This is a genomic window from Pseudomonas sp. LBUM1656, assembly GCF_059716065.1.
Genome location: NZ_CP166800.1, coordinates 1066306 through 1087426, shown reverse-complemented (window position 1 = coordinate 1087426; position 21121 = coordinate 1066306). Strand labels below are relative to the sequence as shown.

General features: G+C 60.5%; 20 protein-coding genes and 1 pseudogene. 9 read left to right on the top strand and 12 right to left on the bottom strand.

All coding sequences use genetic code 11. The features are described from left to right. Positions 1-210: 210 nt before the first annotated feature. The 5 genes from ACA072_RS04730 to ACA072_RS04710 are packed head-to-tail and all read right to left on the bottom strand — an operon-like array spanning position 211 to position 3966. Entirely contained in the window at positions 211-1200 is a 990-nt protein-coding gene (locus ACA072_RS04730) for a FecR family protein (protein ID WP_497623408.1), read from the bottom strand. Beyond that, positions 1197-1760, bottom strand: a complete 564-nt coding sequence (locus ACA072_RS04725; RefSeq protein WP_497623407.1) for an RNA polymerase sigma factor — start codon at positions 1758-1760, stop codon at positions 1197-1199. Before ACA072_RS04725 ends, ACA072_RS04730 begins: the two co-directional genes overlap by 4 nt. Then, positions 1760-2083 carry a DUF3325 domain-containing protein gene (locus ACA072_RS04720; RefSeq protein ID WP_497623406.1) on the bottom strand — a complete coding sequence of 108 codons (324 nt, stop codon included), beginning with the start codon at positions 2081-2083 and terminating at the stop codon, positions 1760-1762. Before ACA072_RS04720 ends, ACA072_RS04725 begins: the two co-directional genes overlap by 1 nt. Then, positions 2084-3664 carry a PepSY-associated TM helix domain-containing protein gene (locus ACA072_RS04715; RefSeq protein WP_497623405.1) on the bottom strand — a complete coding sequence of 527 codons (1581 nt, stop codon included), beginning with the start codon at positions 3662-3664 and terminating at the stop codon, positions 2084-2086. It abuts the gene before it with no gap. After that, a complete protein-coding gene (locus tag ACA072_RS04710) occupies positions 3661-3966 on the bottom strand; it encodes a DUF3649 domain-containing protein (RefSeq protein ID WP_497623404.1) in 306 nt (101 codons plus the stop codon). The genes ACA072_RS04715 and ACA072_RS04710 overlap by 4 nt, the downstream gene beginning before the upstream one ends. A gap of 177 nt (positions 3967-4143) precedes the next feature. Here ACA072_RS04710 and ACA072_RS04705 point away from each other — a divergent pair, with 177 nt between their 5' ends. The 3 genes from ACA072_RS04705 to fecA all read left to right on the top strand — a co-directional run bounded on the left by ACA072_RS04705 (position 4144) and on the right by fecA (position 8097). Then, positions 4144-4632, top strand: coding sequence for a sigma-70 family RNA polymerase sigma factor (locus tag ACA072_RS04705; protein ID WP_497623403.1), 489 nt, complete (start codon positions 4144-4146; stop codon positions 4630-4632). Then, complete coding sequence (locus ACA072_RS04700; protein WP_497623402.1) at positions 4629-5567, top strand: FecR domain-containing protein; 939 nt, start codon at positions 4629-4631, stop codon at positions 5565-5567. Before ACA072_RS04705 ends, ACA072_RS04700 begins: the two co-directional genes overlap by 4 nt. A gap of 196 nt (positions 5568-5763) precedes the next feature. Further along, the gene (fecA, locus tag ACA072_RS04695; protein ID WP_497623401.1) at positions 5764-8097 is read left to right on the top strand and encodes a TonB-dependent Fe(3+) dicitrate receptor FecA; all 2334 of its coding nucleotides are present in this window, start codon (positions 5764-5766) and stop codon (positions 8095-8097) included. Between the two features lie 252 nt (positions 8098-8349). Here the strand turns inward: fecA and ACA072_RS04690 are convergent, their stop codons facing one another. Both ACA072_RS04690 and ACA072_RS04685 read right to left on the bottom strand, forming a co-directional pair. Next, the gene (locus tag ACA072_RS04690; RefSeq protein WP_054049780.1) at positions 8350-8757 is read right to left on the bottom strand and encodes an HPF/RaiA family ribosome-associated protein; all 408 of its coding nucleotides are present in this window, start codon (positions 8755-8757) and stop codon (positions 8350-8352) included. Positions 8758-8970: 213 nt separating this feature from the next. After that, a complete protein-coding gene (locus ACA072_RS04685) occupies positions 8971-9918 on the bottom strand; it encodes a LysR substrate-binding domain-containing protein (protein ID WP_497623400.1) in 948 nt (315 codons plus the stop codon). 135 nt (positions 9919-10053) lie between these two features. Between ACA072_RS04685 and ACA072_RS04680 the strand changes: the two genes are divergently transcribed. The 3 genes from ACA072_RS04680 to ACA072_RS04670 all read left to right on the top strand — a co-directional run bounded on the left by ACA072_RS04680 (position 10054) and on the right by ACA072_RS04670 (position 13495). Then, the gene (locus ACA072_RS04680; protein WP_497623399.1) at positions 10054-11430 is read left to right on the top strand and encodes an L-serine ammonia-lyase; all 1377 of its coding nucleotides are present in this window, start codon (positions 10054-10056) and stop codon (positions 11428-11430) included. 61 nt (positions 11431-11491) lie between these two features. Further along, on the top strand, positions 11492-12793 hold the full coding sequence (locus ACA072_RS04675) for an HAAAP family serine/threonine permease (RefSeq protein WP_497623398.1): 1302 nt from the start codon (positions 11492-11494) through the stop codon (positions 12791-12793). Positions 12794-13177: 384 nt separating this feature from the next. Continuing rightward, positions 13178-13495 carry a DUF3509 domain-containing protein gene (locus ACA072_RS04670; RefSeq protein WP_403101276.1) on the top strand — a complete coding sequence of 106 codons (318 nt, stop codon included), beginning with the start codon at positions 13178-13180 and terminating at the stop codon, positions 13493-13495. On the opposite strand, the gene ACA072_RS04665 is transcribed toward ACA072_RS04670, so the two are convergent. Then, a complete protein-coding gene (locus tag ACA072_RS04665; RefSeq protein ID WP_497623397.1) occupies positions 13492-13992 on the bottom strand; it encodes a phosphate-starvation-inducible protein PsiE in 501 nt (166 codons plus the stop codon). The two genes, ACA072_RS04670 and ACA072_RS04665, sit on opposite strands and share 4 nt — an antisense overlap. A 357-nt stretch (positions 13993-14349) precedes the next feature. On the opposite strand from ACA072_RS04665, the pseudogene ACA072_RS04660 reads away from it, so the two are divergent. After that, positions 14350-14604 (top strand): annotated as a pseudogene (locus ACA072_RS04660) (YebG family protein); the annotation flags it as partial. A gap of 160 nt (positions 14605-14764) precedes the next feature. Here ACA072_RS04660 and ACA072_RS04655 read toward each other — a convergent pair. Then, positions 14765-15784 carry a Glu/Leu/Phe/Val dehydrogenase family protein gene (locus ACA072_RS04655; protein WP_219095759.1) on the bottom strand — a complete coding sequence of 340 codons (1020 nt, stop codon included), beginning with the start codon at positions 15782-15784 and terminating at the stop codon, positions 14765-14767. A gap of 183 nt (positions 15785-15967) precedes the next feature. Between ACA072_RS04655 and ACA072_RS04650 the strand changes: the two genes are divergently transcribed. Further along, positions 15968-16771, top strand: a complete 804-nt coding sequence (locus ACA072_RS04650) for a SirB1 family protein (protein ID WP_497623396.1) — start codon at positions 15968-15970, stop codon at positions 16769-16771. Positions 16772-16882: 111 nt separating this feature from the next. On the opposite strand, the gene maiA is transcribed toward ACA072_RS04650, so the two are convergent. The 3 genes from maiA to hmgA are packed head-to-tail and all read right to left on the bottom strand — an operon-like array spanning position 16883 to position 20149. Further along, positions 16883-17524, bottom strand: a complete 642-nt coding sequence (gene maiA, locus ACA072_RS04645) for a maleylacetoacetate isomerase (protein WP_497623395.1) — start codon at positions 17522-17524, stop codon at positions 16883-16885. 12 nt (positions 17525-17536) lie between these two features. Beyond that, positions 17537-18841, bottom strand: a complete 1305-nt coding sequence (gene fahA, locus ACA072_RS04640; RefSeq protein ID WP_497623394.1) for a fumarylacetoacetase — start codon at positions 18839-18841, stop codon at positions 17537-17539. A 3-nt stretch (positions 18842-18844) separates the two neighbouring features. Further along, complete coding sequence (gene hmgA / locus ACA072_RS04635) at positions 18845-20149, bottom strand: homogentisate 1,2-dioxygenase (RefSeq protein WP_497623393.1); 1305 nt, start codon at positions 20147-20149, stop codon at positions 18845-18847. Positions 20150-20314: 165 nt separating this feature from the next. Between hmgA and ACA072_RS04630 the strand changes: the two genes are divergently transcribed. Further along, entirely contained in the window at positions 20315-21106 is a 792-nt protein-coding gene (locus ACA072_RS04630; protein ID WP_497623392.1) for an IclR family transcriptional regulator, read from the top strand. The last annotated feature ends 15 nt before the right edge of the window (positions 21107-21121 follow it).

Here is a 21121-nt window from a genome sequence, read left to right as displayed (position 1 = left end):
GAATGACTCGCAGTTTCAGTCACTACACGGATGGGGGTTGGGTTTACCTCACCATAATTTTGAAAATAATTTTATTGGGAAGTCGATGGTGTTTGATCTGGCCTCATCGCGAGCAGGCTCACCCCCACAGGGGATCAGAGTTGAGCCACATTTGTGTGATCAACACCTACCCCTGTGGGAGCGAGCCTGCTCGCGATGGGGCCAGTTGATTCAACGCAAAATAATCAGATGCCCCATCAGCTTGGTTTGCTCAAACCCCAACACCCCCTGCAACGAACCCAACACCGCCTCTGGATCCTTGCTCGGAAAACTGCCACTCACCCGCCGCGCCGCCAATTCATCGTTGAGCAGCACAATCCGCCCCGGGTAATACCGCCCCAAATCCTGCACCACCTCAGCCAGCGTGGCCTTGTAGTAATTGAGCCACCCCTGACGCCACGCCAGCTGCGCTTCGCTGTCGACCGCACGCAGCTGTTGCGCCGAACCTTCCCCATACGCCACTTGCTGGCCGGCGATCAGAATCTGTTGCTCGCCGTGCTTGTCCGCGGTCACGCCGACCCGCCCGGACAACACCGTGACCTGCGCGCCTTGGGGTTGAAGGCGCACTTCAAACTGCGTGCCCAACACCCGCGCCTGACCCTTTTCAGCGTCGACCACAAACGGATCCCCTGTGTGGGTCACGCTAAAAAAACCGGCACCGCGACGTAGCTGAACATGGCGTTCACCGCGACTGAAATCCACGGCGATGGCGCTGTCGGCATCCAGCGTGACGTGTGACTGATCGGCCAACGTAATGGTGCGAACTTCCCCCGGTCCAGACACGTAGTCCGCCCCCAGATCATCGATCCAGCGCATCGGCTGCAAACCCGCACCGAGGCCAATCATCAGCACCAGGCATGCGGCCATTGCCAGCGCGCCAGACCAGCGCCGCACGCTGGAGCGTCGAGATTGGTTCATGGCATTAAGGTAACCCTGCAAGGCAAACGCATCTTCATCGGCCAGGGTTCGCGCCGGCACTTCGCTCAATTCCCACAGCACTTGCACCTGAGCGTAAGCCTCGGCGTGGGCGGGATCGGCCTGCAACCAATGACTGAAGGTGAGTTGATCGGCGCTGCTGGGCTGGTCGTGCAACAGGCTCAGCCAGGTGAGCGCGGCCTGCTCCTGAGCGGGCGTCGGGGTGACGCGGTCGGGTTGATTCACGGTGCTTTCCCTGGCGTGCGCGTTGGCGGTTCCCGCAGGCTGGCCTTGCAGGCATCGAGGGCACGCATCATATGTTTTTCCACAGCGCTTTGGGACAGGCCCATCGCCTTGGCGATCTCGGCGTATTTGCGCCCGTGGATGCGGTTGAGCAGAAAGATTTGCCGGGTGCGTTCCGGCAACGCGCGCAACGCCGCTTCGACGTGACGCAGGTCGTTGCCCGCCTCCAGCGCGGCTTGCGGTTCGCTGCCCTGGCTGTCTGGCTGATCCGGCATCCAGCCTTCGTTGGCCCGCGCCCGTGTACCTTCGCTGCGCAGATGGTCGATGGCGATGTTGCCGGCGCAGCGCAGCAAGTAAGTGCTGAGTTCTTCGACTTGCACCAGCGGCCGCCGCCAGAAACGCAGGAACAAATCCTGCACCAGATCGGCTGCGGTCGCTCGGCAGCCGACACGCCGGCTCACCAGCGCTTCCATCTGCGAACGCTGGGACAGGAACACCTGAAGGAAATGCGCGCGGGCGCCGCGATGCTCTTCGTCGTGTGATTCAGGTGGCTTGGTGATCATCACTGCGCAAACACGGCGACGGGGCTGGCGAGCACGCTCAACCCGGCCAACCCCAGAGCCAGACGCGGTCGATACGGCAGCAACAGCACCAGCAGCAAAGCGCTGAGCATCAACACCGCGAACCACTCCACCAATCCCAAGCCCCAACCGGTTTGCGACACCGCCGCCCATAAGGAAACCGTCAGCAGCAACCAGCCGCTCAGCTTGAACATTTTGCGCCGCCGGGCCGACGACTTGTACCCCAGCAATTCGACATGATGCCGATCCATCGATAGACACAGCGCGGTGAAGCCGCCGTAGCACAGCAGCAAGGCCAACAGCATTCAGTTCACCTTCTGCTCAAGCGTGATCGGTCGGGCTCGTTCTTTGGCAACGCGAACGGTCTGCCCGGCGCGCTGCATTTTCCACGCAGCCCAGGCTAGAAACAGACCACTGCCCAGGCACGTCAAATCGAAACCGGCGAGCGTCCAGTCGCCTTGAGCCAGCGTCACGCCCAAGTGGTACGGCGTGGTCAGCGCGTTCAATAGCGGCACGCCACAGAACATCAACGCGGCCAACGCCAACTGCTCGACCCACGCCGCGCGGCCACGGCGCACCACCGCATGAATCACGCTCACGCCCCAAACGATGAAGAAGCTGTTCACTTCCCAATCCGCTCTTGTCGCCATCTCGACCGGCAGCAACCGATTGGCCCAGAAGAACGCCGCGACCGCGACCACCAGCCCGGACATGCTGGCAATGTTTAGCACTTCCACCAGCCGCAGCTCGAAGGGCATCACCGCGCTTTTCGCATGTTTGAGCTGCCGCTTGCCGAGCCAGATCACCAGCCCGGTGCCAATCATCGCCGTGCTCGCCAAACCGCAAATGAAGTACAGCCAACGAAGAACGGGGCTCGCGAAATGGCCCATGTGCAAGCCATAGAAACTGCCGGCGATGGCCATCGGCACCGGTTGCTGCGGCGTGGCGCTGAGTTGTTGGCCGGTCACGCCGTTGAAGGTCACCGCGCTGCTGGCGTCATAAATCACGCGGTCGGCGTCGTCCCTTGAGACGACAATCGAGGCATTCGCATCTCCCGGATTGTTCACCGACAAACGTTCTGCCCGACCGCCCGACCACTGCGCGCGCGCCCGCTCCAACAGCGGCGCCATCGGCGCCAGATCAGCCGGTTTGCCGGCGAGTTCAGGTGTGCTGGAGGCCGGGAACACCTCCGCGTAAAACGCGCGGGCATCACCTTTATACGAGGCCAGGATGCTCGCCGGCATCACCATCGCCATGAAAATCACCAGGCTGCTGTAAGTGATCATCAGGTGAAACGGCAACACCAGAACGCCCACCGCGTTGTGCCCGTCCAGCCAGGAACGCTGGCCTTTGCGGGGGCGGAAGGTGAAGAAGTCCTTGAAGATTTTCTTGTGGGTGATGATCCCGGTGATCAGGCCGATGAACATCACCATGGCCGCGATCGTCGACAACCAGCGGCCCCACGGATAGGGCATTTGCAGCTGGAAGTGGAAGCGATAAAAGAAGTCGCCGCCCCTGGATTCACGGCCCTGCACTTCGCTGCCGGTTTGCGCGTCGAGGAGCTTTTCAGTGAATTGTCCACGCTCGCCGGGTTTGGCCGGTGTCTGTTGCCAGCGCACTGAAAGACCCGGTTCTCGGGCACTCGGTAAATCGATCAGCCAGCGCGAGGCACCCGCTGCGTGTTGCTGAAGGTAATTTTGCGCCAGCGTCAAACTGGCTTCGGAGGTCACCGAACGCGCCGGTATTTCGGGCTGCATCCAGTGACTGATCTCGTCCTTGAAGTAGGCCAGCGTGCCGGTCAGGAAAATCGCGAACAACAACCAGCCGAAGATCAACCCGGCCCAGGTGTGCAACCAGGCCATCGCCTGACGAAAACCCTCTTTCATACGTGGCCCATCCAATACGCCAGCCCTGACACCGCCGCCAGCACCATGCCCGACACGATCAAGCCGAGCCAGGCCAGCCACGCACTGCGACAGGCAAAACACCAGAGCACCGCGACCAGATAGACCAGAAACGAGGTCATCATCCCGGTCACCACCGCTTCGGCCCGGGCCATCGGCAGCCATAAGCTCAGGCTGACACTGGCCAGCGCCGCAACGACATAACCGCCCAACACCGCGGCCAGCACGCGGGAAGTGACGGCCAGTCGATAAGAAACGGGGAGCGTGCTGATTTTGCCTTTCATGTTTCGACCTTGAAACCGGGTGAGGCCGCGTGAAGGTCACGGGCCAGCAAGCGCGCAATATTAATGATAAATATTCTCATACGCAAAACAGATACGATTGCCGGGGGCTGCTGCACACCCCTACAATGCGAACAATTCTTGTTCTCTAACGTATCTGTTTGTGTCGGAGTGGTTCTGTTGCAGCCCGCCAATCCCGTCGAAGTCCTCTATCACGCCCACCACAACTGGCTCACCGGTTGGTTGCGGCGCAGGCTTGGCTGCCCGGACAGCGCGGCGGACCTGGCTCAGGACACGTTCATTCGCGTGCTAACCGCCCGGGAAACACCGCAGATCATCGAACCGCGAGCATTCCTCACCACAATCGCCAAACGCGTGCTGTTCAACCATTACCGTCGCCAGGACCTGGAACGCGCCTACGCCGAAGCACTGGCGCAACTGCCTGAGGTGTACGCGCCGTCCGAGGAAGAACGGGCGATCATCCTGCAAACCCTGATGGAGCTGGACCAGTTGCTCGACGGTTTGCCGCGACTAGTCAAACGCGCCTTTCTGCTGGCGCAGGTCGATGGCCTGACTTATCCACAGATCGCGGTCGAACTGGGGATTTCCATTGCCACGGTCAAACGCCATTTGAGTAAAGCAGCCATGCGCTGCTACTTCGCCTTATGAACGGCACTGCGGATTTTTCCACACAGGTCGCCGAGCAGGCCGTGTACTGGCTGATGGAAATACAGCAAGGCCCGCTGAACCCGCGTCAGCAATTAGCCTGGCAGCAATGGCACGATGCGCACAGTGAGCATCAAAGGGCGTGGGAGCATATCCAGCGGGTCAACCAGCGACTTCGCGGTTTGTCTTCACCGCTGGCCCACGCGGCGCTTAATGCGCCGAAGTCCGGCGGCCGACGCCAGGCGCTGAAACTGTTGCTGATTCTAGGCGCCGGTTCTGCGGTCACCTGGGGCATGCGCGAACACAACGTGCTGCCGCCGTTGCTCGCCGATTACCGCAGCCCTATTGGCCAGCGGAGCAAGGTGGCGCTCGGCGCCGGCAATCAGTTGCAGCTCAACACCGCGAGTTCGGCGGATGTGCGGGTGGAGGGTCAGCAACGGTTGATCCGTTTGCTGGAGGGCGAACTGCTGCTGACCGCCACCCAGGCGTTTCAGGTGCAGACCGCGCAGGGTGTTTTGACGACACAAGGCGGGCGATTCAACGTCCGGCAGTTCGCTGATCGCACGCAGGTGGCGGTGTTCGAGGGCAGCGTCGAGGTGACCCTGGACGGTGGAACTCCACTGATTTTGCCAGCCGCCCGGCAACTGGGTTTCGGCCCGCGAGGCGTGGGCAAACCGCTGCCGCTGGACGCCAACAGCGGCGCCTGGGCCGACGGCATGCTGGTGGCCGCGCACATGCGCCTCGGGGATTTTCTCGACGAGCTCGGCCGTTATCGTCGCGGGCAGCTTAAGTGCGATACGCAAGTGGCGGATTTGTTGATCTCCGGGACGTATCCGCTGGATGACAGTGAGCGGATTCTGGATCTGCTGGAAATCAGTTTGCCGGTGAAGGTGAAGCGGTTTACGCGGTATTGGGTAACCGTCGAAGCCCGTACTTGAATATCGTTCCCACGCTCCGCGTGGGAATGCAGCCCGGGACGCTCCGCGTCCCTTCCAAAGCCGAACGCGGAGCGTCCGTTGAGGCATTCCCACGCAGAGCGTGGGAACGATCTTCGAAATAAATGAGCCGTTTTTCAGATCTGGCGTGACAGAGAAGGAAAGCCCCCTTGATTTCACCTTCTCAGGATCGTCCTCCATGCACCCCACCCGCCTCACCCCGCTGGCCCGCACCGTGCGCCACCTCTTGCTGGGCGCCAGCCTGAGCTTCGGCGCGTTGCCGCTCGCATTCGCCGCCGATGCCAAGCCGTACCACATCGCACCGTCCTCGTTGGAAAACGCGCTCAACCAGTTCGGCCGTGAAGCCGGCGTGTTGATCACCTTCGGTTCGCAAGTCACCCGCGGTGTGCAAAGTCGTGGCCTGGAAGGCAACTTCACCCCGTCGCAGGGCCTGGACGCCTTGCTCGAAGGCACCGGCCTGCAAGCGCGCGCCGAGGGCGACAACGCCTTCAGCCTGCAACCGGCGGGAGACACCGCGCTGGAGCTGGAAACCTCGAAAGTGGTCGGCGACTGGCTCGGTGACGCCGCGCAACTCAACGTCTTCGAGCATCCCGGCGCACGTGATGTGATCCGTCGCGAAGAGTTCGAACGCCAGGGCGCGACCCAGGCCAAGGACGTGCTCAACCGCATCCCCGGCGTGAACGCGCCGGACAACAACGGCACCGGCAGCCACGACATGGCGCTGAACTTCGGCATTCGCGGGCTCAATCCGCGACTGGCTTCACGCTCGACCGTATTGATGGACGGCATCCCGGTGCCCTTCGCCCCTTATGGCCAGCCGCAGTTGTCCTTCGCTCCGGTGAGCATCGGCAACATGGATGCGGTGGACGTGGTGCGCGGCGGCGGCGCGGTGCGTTACGGCCCGCAGAACGTTGGCGGCGTGGTCAACTTCGTGACCCGTGCGATTCCCGATGAGCCAACGGTGAAAGGCGGTTTCCAGACCGAAACCAGCCCGTCCTCCAGCCACGACGGTTTCAAAACCACCGGGAACTTGCTGGCTGGCGGCACCGCCGACAACGGCCTGGGCGGTGCGCTGCTGTACTCCGGCACCCGCGGCGGCGACTGGCGTGAACACAGCGACACCGAAATCGACGACCTGATTCTCAAGGGCAAATATCAGCTCGATGACGCCAACAGCTTTAACGCGATGGCTCAGTATTACGAAGGCAAGGCCGACATGCCCGGCGGTCTGAACGTCGCCGATTACGACGCCGACCCGTACCAGTCCACACGCCCGAAAGACCAGTTCTGGGGCCGCCGGACGATGTTCAACTTCGGCTATCGCTATCAGGAAGATCGCCGCGAATTCACCGCCAACACCTTCTTCACCAAAACCCTGCGCAGCGGTTATCTGGATCAGGGCACGTTCCTGTCGCTGTCGCCGCGCGAGTATTGGGTACGCGGTCTGGAAACACGATTCGCCCAAGGCTTTGACCTCGGCCCGACCAGCCATGAAGTCGGCGTCGGCTATCGCTACATCAATGAAGCCGGCCATGAACTGCGCTACCGCGAGCCGATCGCCAACAACACCTTCCCGACCACCAACAGCCGCAATGACCGCGACACCCGTGGCGGCACCGAAGCCAACGCGTTCTTCGTCGACGACCGGATCGACATCGGCAAGTGGACGATCACCCCAGGCATTCGCTACGAGATGATCGATTCGCAGCAAACCAACAACCTGACCAACGTGAAGTACAAGGGCGACTACAACACCGCATTGCCGGCTCTGAATGTGCTCTATCACGTGACGGACACCTGGAACCTCTACGCCAACACCGAAGGCTCCTTCGGCAGCGTGCAATACAGCCAGATGCCTAACCGGGTGACCAGCGGCGAAGTCAAACCGGAGAAGGCGCGTACCTGGGAACTGGGCACCCGTTACGACAACGGTGCGTTGAGAGCGGAGATCGGTGCGTTCCTGATCAACTTCGACAACCAGTACGAAAGTAATCAGACCAATGACTCGGTGATCGCTCGCGGCGAGACGCGTCATCAAGGGATCGAAAGCAGCATCAATTATTCACTCGATGATTTGAGCCCGTCGCTGGCCGGCTTCGATGTGTACGCCACTTACGCCTATGTGGACGCGACCATCCGCGAAGACGGACCGAACAAGGGCAATCGTGTGCCGTTCTCCTCCAAACACAAAGGCACGATCGGGGTGGGCTACACCGAAGGCGCCTGGAAGCTGAACCTGGACAGCAACTACCAGAGCGACCAGTTTGCCGACAACGCCAATACCTCGGCCGAAAGCGCTGATGGCAGCACGGGCAAGATTCCTGGGTACATGTTGTTCAGCAGCCGCGCGGCGTATGACTTCGGGCCGAAGTTGTCGGATTTGAATGTGGCGGTGGGGGTGAAAAACATCTTCAACCACCAGTACTTCACCCGCTCGTTTGATGACAACAACAAGGGCAAGTACGTGGGGGAACCGCGGACGGTTTATGTGCAGACATCGGTGGCTTTCTGAAGCTTAAGACATAACGCGATTTGTAGCAGCTGGCGAAGCCTGCGTTCGGCTGCGCAGCAGTCGTAAAATCAGACGGCGCGGTGGATCAAGAACACCGCGCATTACGGTTTTACGACTGCTTCGCAGCCGAACGCAGGCTTCGCCAGCTGCTACATAGAGCGCGTCACAGTTAAGGTCACTGAACACTGAAACCAAAACGGGCCTGCATTAGCAGGCCCGTCTTCAGTGGGAAGGTAAAAATCAAATCAGGCTTCAGCCGTTTTGCGCAGCCTGTTCGTTCTCGAGAAACTCGTCTTCCAGCAGCGCATCGGCAGCGACTCTTTCGAACGGCACCACAGCGGCACGTGGTTTGCCCCGCAGTTTGCCGAACAGATGCTCCAGCGCATGTTCAAGTTTTTCCGCCGCACCGTCGATCGCTTGCTCCAGGGTGTCGGCTTTATGAGTGACAGAAATCGGTTGGTGGCCTTTTGGCCGCGCTTCCAGCTGGCAGCGCATGTCATGGGGACCTGGCTTGTCGCCATTCTCGTCCCGCAGATGAACCTCGACGCGCGTCAGGTCCTCTTCATAACGTTCGAGCGTGCTCTCAATGGTAGTACGTACCCACTCCTCCAGTCGGATGCTGCTTTGAATATGGTTATCACTGTTGACTTGGATTTGCATAGTTCATCCCTTATTTCAGCTAGCTCGCGAGAGGCACATCGGCTGGCCCTTGGGCGTCATCACCGTGACCTCTTACTTACACAATCGGTCTGCGCGCAGAACATTTCAACCCCTAAAAAAAGATAAATATGGATTCGCAAAAAAAGCCGGACAACGGCCAAAAGCGCTGTTAAGGTCGGGAGTTGGGTCGCCCCTCTCTTTAGTCACAATTGCTCACATCTGCCGCTCCGCCAGCGGGTGCAGACTCCGGAAAATCCCCGCCTCCTCTACCAGCCAGTCATGTACCGCACGCACACCCGGATGGCTCAGCGCCCCTGGCGCATAGAGCAGCATGTAACGTTTGTGATTGGGCACCGCCAGGCCGAACGGCACAATCAAGGTCCCGCGCTCCAGCTCATCGTTGAGCAACGTTCGCCGCGCAATCGCCACGCCCATCCCGGCAATCGCCGCTTCGATGGTCAGGTGATTGCGATTGAAGGTATGCCCGCGCCGCACGTCCGCGCCCTCGAAGCCGATGGCATTGAGGTAGAACTCCCATTCCGCGTACTCGTAACTGCCGCGCCAGGCGGTGATGTCGTGCAGCAATGGGAAGTGCACCAGGCCTGCCGGACCGTGCAGCGGTGGCCGGCCACGCAGCAGGCTCGGGGCGCAGACCGGGAAGATCTGCTCGTCGAGCAGGGTTGTGGATAACAGTCCCGGATAGCTGCCGTCGTTCAGGTCGATCGCCAGGTCGAAGTCACCCTCGTGCAACGGCACGCTGCTGTCCTCGGCCACCAGGCGCAGTTGAATGTCCGGGAAGCGCTGCTGCAAGCGCGGCAGGCGAGGGGTCAGCCACTTGCTCAGGAACGATGGAATCGAACGCACCCGCAGAATCCCGCTGATCATTCCCGCGTCCAGTCGTCGCAACTCCGCATCGATGCTGCCGTAAGCCTCGTTGACCGTAATGGCCAGTCGCTGGCCTTCGGCGCTCAACTCCACGCCGCGAGCACGGCGGTGAAACAAGCGAAAGCCCAGGCGTTCTTCCAGTTGACGGATTTGCTGACTGACGGCACCCGGCGTGATGTGCAGTTCTTCAGCGCATCGGGTGAACGACAAGTGCCGCGCGGCACAGGAAAACACGTGCAGCCAGACGTAAGTCTGGGCGTGCAATTGGCGACTCATTGTTTAGTCCTGCTAAAGGCTGTCTTAGGAAGTTTCGTTGGTCACGTAGGACCGAGGTAGGCAGTATCGCCGACATTGCGCTTGTCCTACAAAAATGGCAGCGATTTCTCTTCCATTGCTTGTATAGGCTTTAGCATGGCTATCAGTGTTTTCGATCTCTTCAAAGTCGGCATCGGTCCGTCCAGTTCCCACACCGTCGGCCCGATGCGCGCCGCGGCGACATTTGCCCAGGCACTGATCGATCAGGATTTGCTCGACGCCGTCCATCGGGTGGAAATCCGTCTGTACGGCTCCCTCTCGGCCACCGGCATCGGCCACGCTACTGATCGTGCCTGCGTCATGGGCCTGATGGGCGAATGGCCGGACAGTATCGATCCGACCACCATCGACAGCCGCATCCAGACCCTGCGCGAAACCGGCGAACTGTCTCTGGCCGGCCAAAAGACTATTGCCTTCAAGTGGCAACGAGATCTCCTGCTGCTCAATGAGAGCCTGCCCTACCACCCCAACGCCATGTCTCTGACAGCCTTCGGCGAAACCGGTGAACTGTCGGAGCAAACGTACTACTCGATTGGCGGCGGCTTCATCATCGAAGCGGCGGAAGCCGAGTCCGGCATCGCGCCGACCAGCGACGTGGTGTTGCCGTACGATTTTTCCAGTGCCGCCGAATTGCTCAAACTCTGCAACCAACACGGTCTGCGCGTTTCCGAGTTGATGATGGCCAACGAATTGGCCTGGCGCAGCGAAGCCGAGATCCGTCAGGGCTTGCTGCACATTTGGTCGGTGATGCGCGAGTGCGTCGAGCAAGGCATGCGTCACGAAGGCATCCTGCCGGGCGGTCTGAATGTTCCCCGTCGCGCTGCGAAATTGCACCGCAGTCTGTTGGAAATCGGCAAGCCGAATGTCATCACGTCCACCCTGTCGGCCATGGAGTGGGTGAACCTGTTCGCCCTCGCCGTGAACGAAGAAAACGCAGCGGGCGGGCGTATGGTGACAGCACCGACCAACGGCGCGGCAGGGATCATTCCGGCGGTGCTGCACTACTACATGAAATTCAACCCGGACGCGTCGGACGATGACGTCATCGCGTTCTTTTTGGGCGCGGCGGCCGTAGGCATTCTCTGCAAGAAAAACGCGTCGATCTCCGGTGCCGAAGTCGGCTGCCAGGGTGAAGTCGGTTCCGCCTGCGCCATGGCGGCTGCCGGTCTGGCCGACGTACTCGGCGCGACGCCCGAGCAACTGGAAAACGCCGCCGAAATCGGCCTGGAACACAACCTCGGCCTGACCTGCGACCCGGTCGGCGGCCTGGTGCAAGTGCCGTGCATCGAGCGCAATGCGATTGCTGCAGTGAAGGCAATCAACGCCACGCAAATGGCCCTGCGCGGCGACGGCAAACACTTCATTTCCCTGGACCGGGTCATCCGCACCATGCGCGATACCGGCGCCGACATGCACGACAAATACAAAGAGACTTCACGGGGCGGCCTGGCAGTGAGCTGGGTGGAGTGCTGAGGAGCATTCCCTGACCGCCCGTAACCGTGAGCCCGAGCAAGAACAATAACGAGGCCAAACGATGACCGATGTACGTACACCTGCTGCCGATAATCCTGCTGTAGAACTCAAACGCGACACAGCAACAGCCACCAAAGGCTGGAGCAAACACGACACCACCTGGATGCTCGGCCTCTATGGCACGGCCATCGGCGCCGGCACCCTGTTCCTGCCGATCAATGCGGGCGTGGGTGGTTTCTGGCCGCTGCTGATCCTGGCGGTGCTGGCATTCCCGATGACCTACTTCGCTCACCGGGGCCTGACCCGCTTCGTGCTGTCCGGTCGCTCCGGAGACATCACCGAAGTGGTGGAAGAACACTTCGGCGTTGGCGCCGGCAAGCTGATCACGCTGCTGTACTTCTTCGCGATCTTCCCGATTCTGCTGGTGTACAGCGTGGCGCTGACCAACACCTTGAGCAGCTTCATGGAGCATCAATTGCACATCGCCCCGCCACCCCGGTCGATTCTGTCGCTGGTGCTGATTCTCGGTCTGATGGCGATCGTGCGGTGTGGCCAGGGCGTCATCGTCAAGTGCATGAGCGTGCTGGTTTACCCGTTCGTCGCGGCGTTGCTGCTGCTCGGTTTCAGCCTGATCCCGAACTGGAACGGTGCGTTCTTCGCCACCGCCAGCGAAGGCATGCCGATGCCGCTGTTCTTCAAAACCTTGTGGCTGGCGATCCCGGTCATGGTGTTCTCGTTCAACCATTCGCCGATCATTTCCGCGTTTGCCGTTGACCAGAAACAGCGGTACGGCGAACAGGCCGAGCGCAAGAGCAGCGGCATCCTGGCCATCGCCCACGCCATGATGGTGGTGACGGTGATGTTCTTCTGCTTCAGCTGCGTGCTGGCGCTGTCCCCGGCCGATCTGGCGGCGGCGAAGGCACAGAACATCTCGATCCTGTCGTACCTGGCCAACCACTTCCAGACCCCGGTCATCGCCTATGCCGCGCCGCTGATTGCGCTGGTGGCGATCACCAAATCCTTCCTCGGCCACTACATCGGCGCCAGTGAAGGCTTTCAGGGCCTGATCGTGAAAAGCCTGCGCGGCCGTGGACGGGTGATGTCGGCGAGCTGGCTGAATCGCATCACGGCACTGTTCATGATCCTCAGCTGCTGGGCCGTGGCGACCTTCAACCCGAGCATCCTCGGCATGATCGAAACCCTCGGCGGGCCGATCATTGCGTGCCTGTTGTTCCTGATGCCGATGTACGCCATCCGCCGCGTGCCGGCCTTGCGCCAGTACTCGGGTCAGGCGTCGAATGCGTTCGTGGTACTGATCGGTTTGATTGCACTGTCTGCGATCATCTATTCATTCATGCCCTGAATCGGGCAGGCAAAAAGAAGGCGGGCTGTAGCAGCTGGCGAAGCCTGCGTTCGGCTGCGCAGCAGTCGTCAAACCTGAGGACTCGGTCCTACTGAGGCACCGCATCGCCTGATTTCACGACTGCTACGCAGCCGAACGCAGGCTTCGCCAGCTGCTACACGGATCGTGTTGCAGCGTGAATACTCAGCATTAGCCTCAGTGCCCGCCTCTTTTTTGCCGTGATCATTGTTCGACAATTTTCCCGGCATGGCCCTTGCTAAGTCTTGTCTGAGGCAAAAGGACTTTTGAAAACCTCAGCGAGCGGCCTGCCAATGGTCCGGTAATGCGAACCAACCCGATCATGGCCGGTCAACAACTGCACGTTCAATCAAGCGGTGACGCATCATGGACAACCCTTTTCAGCTCATTACCGATGCCTTTGCAGCGGACTATCAGATCAACCTGAGCATTCAGGGGCTGGACGGCAGCATCATGCTGACCCTGTCCAACAGCGGCCACGTGGTTGCCAAGCGGATGATCAGCGCCGAACAGCGCAATGACCCCAAGCGCCTCAAGCGCCTGGTGCAAAGCATTCAATTCGGCATCGCCATCGAACAGGGCCACAGCGCCATGTCGATCCTTGAAGCCATGACCGATGGCGACAATCGCAACCTGCCGCCACCTCAAGTCAAAGCCAAGCCCCGCCCAACCATGGGGCTTTAAATCTCGCCCTTCTCCACTTCGGGATGTTCACCGGAACCCGCACCGACCTTGCGTTGCGGGTTCTCGATCTTCACCGAAGGGAATTGCGACGAAGCGTAACGCACCACCAGAATCGCAAACGCCAGCAGCAGAATCCCGCCGCACAGGTAGATGATGCCGATGTCCGGCGGATTGTGGTGCGAGACGTTGGAAATCAGCAGCCGCGTCAGCGCCGTGATCGCCACGTAGATCAGGAAGCGCACCGGCATGTGGTTGGTCTTGAAGTAAATCCCGACCATCGCCCCCAGTTCCAGGTAGATGAACAGCAGCAAGATGTCATCGATCTTGATGTGCCCCTCTTCGATCATCCCCAGAAATTCCATCACCGCCGCCCACGCGGTCACTGCACCGATGGCGAACAACGCCAGGTAATGGAAGGTCTCGACGAACAGGTTGCCCAGGGACTCGGCCAATTGATGCACGTTCTGCCGCAGTTTCTCGGCCCAGTTGATTTTCACGATGATTCTTCCTTAGCTCGGTTCGAGCGGATGATGCGGGTTTGACGTGACGATTGTTCTGCATGCAGAAAAAAGGCCAGAGGCGTTGGGTGAGATGGCGATGGGCTGCTATTGGACACTTTTGTAGTGTCTGAACCGACGCCTTCGCGAGCAAGCCCGCTCCCACAAGGATCAGCGGTGATCTTGTGGGAGCGGGCTTGCTCGCGAATGGAGCGACACGGTTTAACTGACAAACGCTGATTTCGGTCTACATTAAAAAGCCACTACCCAAAGCGCAGGGATTCGCTTATCCTTTTCGCTGTATATAAATACAGTGGTCGAAACAGACAACTATCGTGAAGGCATGTGAGGTGGTGAATGGCCGTCGAAGTGGTATACCGCAGCAGCCGAGATCTGGAGCGTTTGTTCATGGATAAAGCCGAAGCTGACCGTCATGACAAAATGCTCGAACTGGCTGAATTGCTGGCTGAAGTGTTGCAGAAAGCCGTTCCGTCCCTGACCGAACAGCAAGTGGAAGAAGCCGGGATCTACATGGCGAAGAATCGCGATGTGTTTGCCAAGGCGTTCAAGAGCCAGCCGGATGCTTTGTCCGAGCTGCTGAATGCGCCGGCCGAAGTAATTGAAAAGGCTGAACCGGTTGAAGAAGTTGCCGCCGCTGAGCCGACCAAGCCAGCCAAAGCCGCCAAGGCACCGAAGTAAGCAATGCCCGAATTGAATAGGCCCTGAGTCGAATGGCTCAGGGCCTTTTTCATGTCTGGAATAAAGGTATGTCTCAGCGGTACAGCACTTTCTCCGCCAATTCGTCCGCCACCCGCGCCGGTGAGCGTTTTTCCGCCTGCGCGTGGGCGAAGACTTCGGTCAGCCGCGAGGCAATTTTCGACAGGTGCGCAGTGATGGTCGTGAGTTCTTCGCCGCGGTGTTTAAGCGAAACGTAGATCAGCCCACCGGAATTAATTACATAGTCCGGCGCATACAAAATGCCCCGCCGTTCCAGTTGATCGGCGACTTCCAGATGAGTCAGCTGATTGTTCGCCGAACCGGCCACCGCCGAGCAGCGCAGTTGAGTGACGCTGTGGCTGTTGAGCACGCCACCGAGGCCGCAGGGCGCGAGAATGTCGCACGGCGTGCTGAGCAGCGCGTCGTTGGCGATCGGGTGAGCGCCCAGTTGCTCCATCGCCAATTGCACCTTGCCGTGATCGATGTCGCTGACCAGCAGTTCGGCGCCTGCGGCGTGCAGTTGCTCGGCCAAGGCATAGCCGACATTGCCCAGGCCCTGGATCGCGACCCGCAAGCCTTCGAGGTTATCGCTGCCCAGACGGGCCATGGCGGTGGCACGAATGCCGGTGAACACCCCCATCGCTGCGTGAGGCGCGGGGTCGCCCGCCGAAGTGGTGCTGGTGACGTGTTGGGTCTGTTGGGCGATGCAATCCATGTCCGCCACCGAGGTGCCGCTGTCGATTGCGGTGATGTAGCGCCCGTCGAGCTGATTGATGCATCGTCCGAAGGCTTCGAACAGCGCGGCGCGGTTTTCCACATGCACTGGCCGAACAATCACCGCCACCCCGCCGCCCTGGGCGAGGCCGGCCAGCGCCGCCTTGTAACTCATGCCCTGCGCCAGGCGAATGGCATCCTCGACCGCAGACTCGTCGCTGGGATAGGCAAGGTAACGACATCCACCCAGGGCAGGCCCCAAGCGGCTGTTATGAATGGCAATGACCGCCTTCAACCCGGTGACCGGGTCGACGCTCAGATGCAGCGATTCAAGGCGAGTGCTTTGCATGAGAGCAAACATCGTAAGGCTCCCGAATCACTTCTTGTAGTCGCCAGTATAGGCTTGCGCCCAAAATTTGCAGAAGCGCACCGGAATAAGCAGCGCCGCGATGCAGGCTTTCGGACATATCCTGATACCGCAGGTGTGCAGCACTGGACGAATGCCGGCGACGGGGCTAAAACGAGGCATTGCCCGGAGATTTCGATGACCCCGCGCCAGCATTTTTTTGACTGCCTGCAACGATCACCGCCCGCGCTGTTCGAGGCGGCGCTGTGGATGGCGGCTGAACACGACAAAGAGGTGAATCCCGAGAAGGTGCTGGCAGACTTTCGCGATCTGCAACAGCGGGTCAGCTATGGCTTGCCGATGCTGCCCGTGAGCGAACTGGCCCAGCCGCTGTTGCGGCGCATGAATGACCTGGGGTTTGCCCAGGACGACTTTACGCCGCTACGTCCACAAGTGGCCTTGATCAATAAGGTGCTGGAACTCAGGCGCGGCCAGCCGCTGTCCTTGGGGTTGATAGCACTGGAGCTGGCTAGACGCCTGGAGATCCCGTTGGTCGGGGTCAACTTCCCCGGACATTTCCTGCTGAGGGTACCGGGCGCCGATCATCTGCTGGACCCGTGTGGCGGGCGTCGTTTGTATCCCAACGATTGCCGTGAACTGCTGCAACGCCAGTACGGCCCGAACATGAAACTCAACGCCGAGCATTTGCTGACCGCCGAACCGGTGCAGATGCTGCAACGGCTGTCACGCAATCTGCGCCAGTTGCACCTTTCCCACGATGACTATATCGGCGCGCTGATCGACGCCGAACGCGTGCTGGAACTGGGCAACGCAAACGCCTCCGATTACCTGGCCCGGGCGAGCCTCTATCAACGGCTGGACTGCCCGAACGCCGAACGCTTCGACCTGGAGCATGCGCTGCTGCTCAGCGACGATCCGATCCAGCGGATTCGCCTGACTGAGCGGCTGGGGCATCTGCCGCCCAACTCCATCGTCCATTGACCACAACTCCTTGTGGGAGCGGGCTTGCCCGCGATGAGGTGTGTCAGTCGACATTCATGCAGCTGACACGCCGCCATCGCGGGCAAGCCCGCTCCCACAGGGGTGGCGGTGTCAGGTCTCAGGGGTGTCCGGCTGGTTGGCCGGGTGAGCCTTGATGAACGCGGGATGCTGCGCCGCCAACGCCGCTACCCGGCGAATCCGCGGGTACGCCTCAAGCGAAATGTTGAACCGGTCAGCCGCGTACAGCTGCGGGATCAGATAGACGTCGGCCAAGCCTGGCCGCGGCCCAAAGCAATACCCCTCATCCCCAATCAACTGCTCGACCGTCGCCAGCCCCTGGCTGATCCAGTGCCCGATCCACTCCACCACTTGCGGTTCATCGTGGCCCAATTGCCGCAGTTTGTTGAGCACGCTGACGTTGTGCAGCGGATGCACGTCGCAGCCGATCACCGCCGCGACACCACGCTCGTGAGCGCGTGAGGCCAGGTCCTTGGACAGTAGCGGCACCTGTGGATAACGCTCCTCCAGGTACTCGATGATGGCCGGCGACTGAATCAACAGTTCGCCTTCATCGGTGCGCAAGGCCGGTACCCGGCCTTGCGGGTTGATGGCCAGATACGGCGCTTGCCGATGTTCGCCACCTGACGGCGCGATCAGATTCACCGGCAGCGCCTGGGCATCCAGGCCCTTCAGCGCCAACGCAATGCGCACCCGGTAAGACGACGTGGAACGGTAGTAAGTGTAAAGCTCCATGACCCGATCCTCTTAGCGTGCCGCGATCACTTTGCCACGGCATTCGCCGAAACCGATGGAGGCAAAACCGTCGCGGCTGCAACGGGCACGCAGGATGATTTCGTCGCCGTCTTCGAGGAACTTGCGCACCTCGCCCGACGCCAGCTCGATCGGCTTTTTCCCGCCTTCGGTAATTTCCAGTAAGCTGCCGAACTGACCGTTTTCCGGCCCCGACAACGTGCCCGAACCGAACAGATCACCGGCCTGCAACTGGCAGCCGTTGACGCTGTGGTGCGCGACCATTTGTGCCACGGTCCAGTACATGTGTTTGGTGTTGCTGAGGGTCAGGCGATGGGCCGGCAGTTTTTGCTCGCGAAGGCCTTCTGTGAGCAGCAGCACTTCCAGCTCGATATCGAATGCGCCAGCGGCTTGATCACGTTTGTCAGACAGATACGGCAGCGGCTGCGGGTCTCCCTCAGGGCGCGCCGGCTGAGCACGACGGAACGGTTCCAGTGCTTCGGCCGTCACGACCCACGGCGAGATGCTGGTGATAAAACTTTTCGACAGGAACGGCCCCAGCGGCTGGTATTCCCAGGCCTGGATATCCCGCGCCGACCAGTCGTTGAGCAGGCAGAAACCGGCGATGTGATCGGCAGCGTCGCCAATGGCGATCGAGTCGCCCATTTCGTTGCCCTGACCGATCCAGATGCCCAGTTCCAGTTCGTAATCCAGGCGTGCGCACGGGCCAAATGTCGGCTCGGTCTGACCGGCCGGCAAGGTCTGGCCTTTCGGGCGGCGAACGTCGGTGCCGGACGGGCGAATGGTCGAGGCACGGCCGTGGTAGCCGATCGGTACGTACTTGTAGTTCGGCAACAACGGGTTGTCCGGACGGAACAGTTTGCCGACGTTCTGCGCGTGTTCGATACCGACGTAGAAGTCGGTGTAATCGTTGATTTTCGCCGGCAGGTGCATCTCGCAATTCGCCGCCAGTGGCAGCAGTTTTGCGCCTTGGGCTTCGATCTTGCCGTGCAGGGTGCTGCCTTCAGCGAAGAGTTCCAGCAGACGTTCACGCAAGGCAACGCGAGCCTCACGGCCCAATTCGAAAAACGCATTGAGCTGGCCGCCACGGGTGGCTTCTACTGCGGTTTTTGCGAGGCCATCGAACAGGCCAGCGTCCAGCGCCGCTTCCAGATCAAAAATGTGTTCGCCAATGGCGACGCCACTGCGCGGTGCCGAACCCTTCACGCTGAACACGCCCAATGGCAGGTTTTGCAGCGGGAAATCAATATGGCCGTTGGCGGAAGAAACCCAGCTACGAGTGATGGAAGTCTGAGTCATGGGTTATCTCCGGGTCGGGTCGAAAGTGGCGGGCAGCGTGGCCCAGCAGGCATCGTAGTTGTTTTGCAGTTGCGGGCAATCCAGCGCGAAACGGCTCGGGCGCAACACCTGGCTGGTCTCGAACATGAACGCCATGGTGTTGTCGATTTTCGCTGGCGCGAGTTCAGCGTTGATCGCCTTGGTGCAGGTTTCGCCATCCGGGCCGTGGGCGCTCATGCAGCTGTGCAACGACGCGCCGCCAGGCACGAAGCCCTCGGCCTTGGCGTCGTATTCGCCCTTGATCAGGCCCATGAATTCGTTCATCAGGTTGCGGTGGAACCACGGCGGACGAAAGGTTTTCTCGGCGACCATCCAGCGTGGCGGGAAGATCACGAAGTCGAGATTGGCCAGACCGTGAACGCTGGTTGGCGAGGTCAGAACGGTGAAAATCGACGGATCCGGGTGATCGAAACTGACCGTGCCGATGGTGTTGAAACGGCGCAGGTCATATTTGTACGGCACGTTATTGCCATGCCAGGCGACCACGTTCAGCGGCGAATGATCGAGCTCGCAACCCCACAACTGGCCGAGGAATTTCTGCACCAGAGTAGTCGGTTGCTTGAGGTTTTCGTAATGCGCAACGGGCGTCAGGAAATCCCGGGCATTGGCCAGGCCATTGCTGCCGATCGGCCCCAAGTCTGGCAGGCGCAGTGGCGCGCCGTGGTTTTCGGCGATGTAGCCGCGCGCTTGCGGGTCAAGCAATTCGACGCGGAATTTCAGACCCCGCGGCAGCACGGCGATTTCCAGCGGCTCCAGTTCCAGCACGCCCAATTCGGTGACGATGCGCAGGCGTCCCAGCTCAGGCACCAGCAGCAGTTCACCGTCGGCATTGAAGAACACGCGCTCCATGGACCGGTTGGCGCGGTAGCTGTAGATGCTGATCCCGGCCGGTTTGTCCGCGCCCGAGTTGGCGGCCATGCTCACCAGCCCGTCGATGAAATCGGTCGGCTCGCTCGGGATGTCCAACGGGTTCCAGCGCAGGCGATTGGGGGTCACTTCACCCAACGGACCACCGGCCAGTTGCCGATCCAGTTTGACGAACGCCGGGTGATTGGCCGACGGCTGAATCCGGTACATCCAGGTGCGCCGCGCTTCACTGCGGGCCATGGTGAACGCGGTGCCGGAAAACAGTTCGGTGTAGAGGCCGTAAGGGGCTTTTTGCGGGGAGTTCTGGCCGACAGGCAGTGCGCCGGGCAACGCTTCACTGCTGAATTCGTTACCGAAGCCTGACTGATAAGCCAGCGCTGGCGTCGTTGAATCGAGGTTCATGGAGCCTCCTGAACAGGGAGTAGGCAATGGCCTGTCGCTCTGCTGCAGAGGTCTCGGCACGCCCGGGTTATTTTTGTCGTAATTCGATTACGCATAACGTAATTTGATTGGTATTGACCGTCAAGCTATAAAGACGCCCATTCGTCCCGGGATCAAACCGCCTCCATGGAAACGCCGCGCAACAACGATAAGCAGAAAGTCCGCTCGGCCGAGGTCGGTACCGACATCCTCAAGGCTCTCGCCGAGTTGTCGCCCTCGACCTCGTTGTCACGCTTGGCCGAACATGTGCAGATGCCGGCGAGCAAGGTTCACCGTTATTTACAGGCGCTGATCGCCAGCGGTTTCGCCGAGCAGAATACCGCCACCAACCACTACGGCCTCGGCCGTGAAGCCTTGCGTGTCGGCCTTGCCGCACTCAACAGTATGGACGTGCTGAAAGTCGCCGCCCTGCCCTTGGCCGAGTTGCGCGATGAACTGAATGAAACCTGCTTTTTAGCGGTGTGGGGCAATCAGGGCGCGACCGTGGTGCATATCGAGCCGGCCGTGCGCGCGGTGACGGTGGTCACGCAGTTGGGCTCGGTGTTGCCGTTGCTCAGCTCATCCACTGGCCTGGTGTTTGGCGCATTTCTACCGAAGCGGGAAACTGTGGACTTGCGCCATCAGGAACTGCAAAACGCCACCGACCACGCCTTGGCGAATGATCAGACTTATGGGGACTTGTGCGAACAGATCCGCGAGCGCGGCCTGCATCATGTGCATGGTTTGTTGATGCCCGGGGTGGACGCCTTGTCGGCACCGGTATTCAACGCCGTGGGAAATGTCGCGGCGGTCTTGACCATTGTCGGTCCGACCTCGCTATTCCACGCCGACGAAAACGGCCCGGCGGCGCAGCGATTGCTGGCGGCGACGCGGGCCGTGAGTTGGCGGATGGGGTATGAACACGTCCGACCCGCCTGACACTATCCATTATCA

What these genes read in the sequence shown, in the direction of transcription:
- ACA072_RS04725 (WP_497623407.1), bottom strand. Translation starts at nt 1,760, where the DNA reads ATGATCACCAAGCCACCTGAATCACACGACGAAGAGCATCGCGGCGCC.
- ACA072_RS04720 (WP_497623406.1), bottom strand. Translation starts at nt 2,083, where the DNA reads ATGCTGTTGGCCTTGCTGCTGTGCTACGGCGGCTTCACCGCGCTGTGT.
- ACA072_RS04715 (WP_497623405.1), bottom strand. Translation starts at nt 3,664, where the DNA reads ATGAAAGAGGGTTTTCGTCAGGCGATGGCCTGGTTGCACACCTGGGCC.
- ACA072_RS04710 (WP_497623404.1), bottom strand. Translation starts at nt 3,966, where the DNA reads ATGAAAGGCAAAATCAGCACGCTCCCCGTTTCTTATCGACTGGCCGTC.
- ACA072_RS04700 (WP_497623402.1), top strand. Translation starts at nt 4,629, where the DNA reads ATGAACGGCACTGCGGATTTTTCCACACAGGTCGCCGAGCAGGCCGTG.
- fecA (WP_497623401.1), top strand. Translation starts at nt 5,764, where the DNA reads ATGCACCCCACCCGCCTCACCCCGCTGGCCCGCACCGTGCGCCACCTC.
- ACA072_RS04690 (WP_054049780.1), bottom strand. Translation starts at nt 8,757, where the DNA reads ATGCAAATCCAAGTCAACAGTGATAACCATATTCAAAGCAGCATCCGA.
- ACA072_RS04685 (WP_497623400.1), bottom strand. Translation starts at nt 9,918, where the DNA reads ATGAGTCGCCAATTGCACGCCCAGACTTACGTCTGGCTGCACGTGTTT.
- ACA072_RS04680 (WP_497623399.1), top strand. Translation starts at nt 10,054, where the DNA reads ATGGCTATCAGTGTTTTCGATCTCTTCAAAGTCGGCATCGGTCCGTCC.
- ACA072_RS04675 (WP_497623398.1), top strand. Translation starts at nt 11,492, where the DNA reads ATGACCGATGTACGTACACCTGCTGCCGATAATCCTGCTGTAGAACTC.
- ACA072_RS04670 (WP_403101276.1), top strand. Translation starts at nt 13,178, where the DNA reads ATGGACAACCCTTTTCAGCTCATTACCGATGCCTTTGCAGCGGACTAT.
- ACA072_RS04655 (WP_219095759.1), bottom strand. Translation starts at nt 15,784, where the DNA reads ATGTTTGCTCTCATGCAAAGCACTCGCCTTGAATCGCTGCATCTGAGC.
- ACA072_RS04650 (WP_497623396.1), top strand. Translation starts at nt 15,968, where the DNA reads ATGACCCCGCGCCAGCATTTTTTTGACTGCCTGCAACGATCACCGCCC.
- maiA (WP_497623395.1), bottom strand. Translation starts at nt 17,524, where the DNA reads ATGGAGCTTTACACTTACTACCGTTCCACGTCGTCTTACCGGGTGCGC.
- fahA (WP_497623394.1), bottom strand. Translation starts at nt 18,841, where the DNA reads ATGACTCAGACTTCCATCACTCGTAGCTGGGTTTCTTCCGCCAACGGC.
- hmgA (WP_497623393.1), bottom strand. Translation starts at nt 20,149, where the DNA reads ATGAACCTCGATTCAACGACGCCAGCGCTGGCTTATCAGTCAGGCTTC.
- ACA072_RS04630 (WP_497623392.1), top strand. Translation starts at nt 20,315, where the DNA reads ATGGAAACGCCGCGCAACAACGATAAGCAGAAAGTCCGCTCGGCCGAG.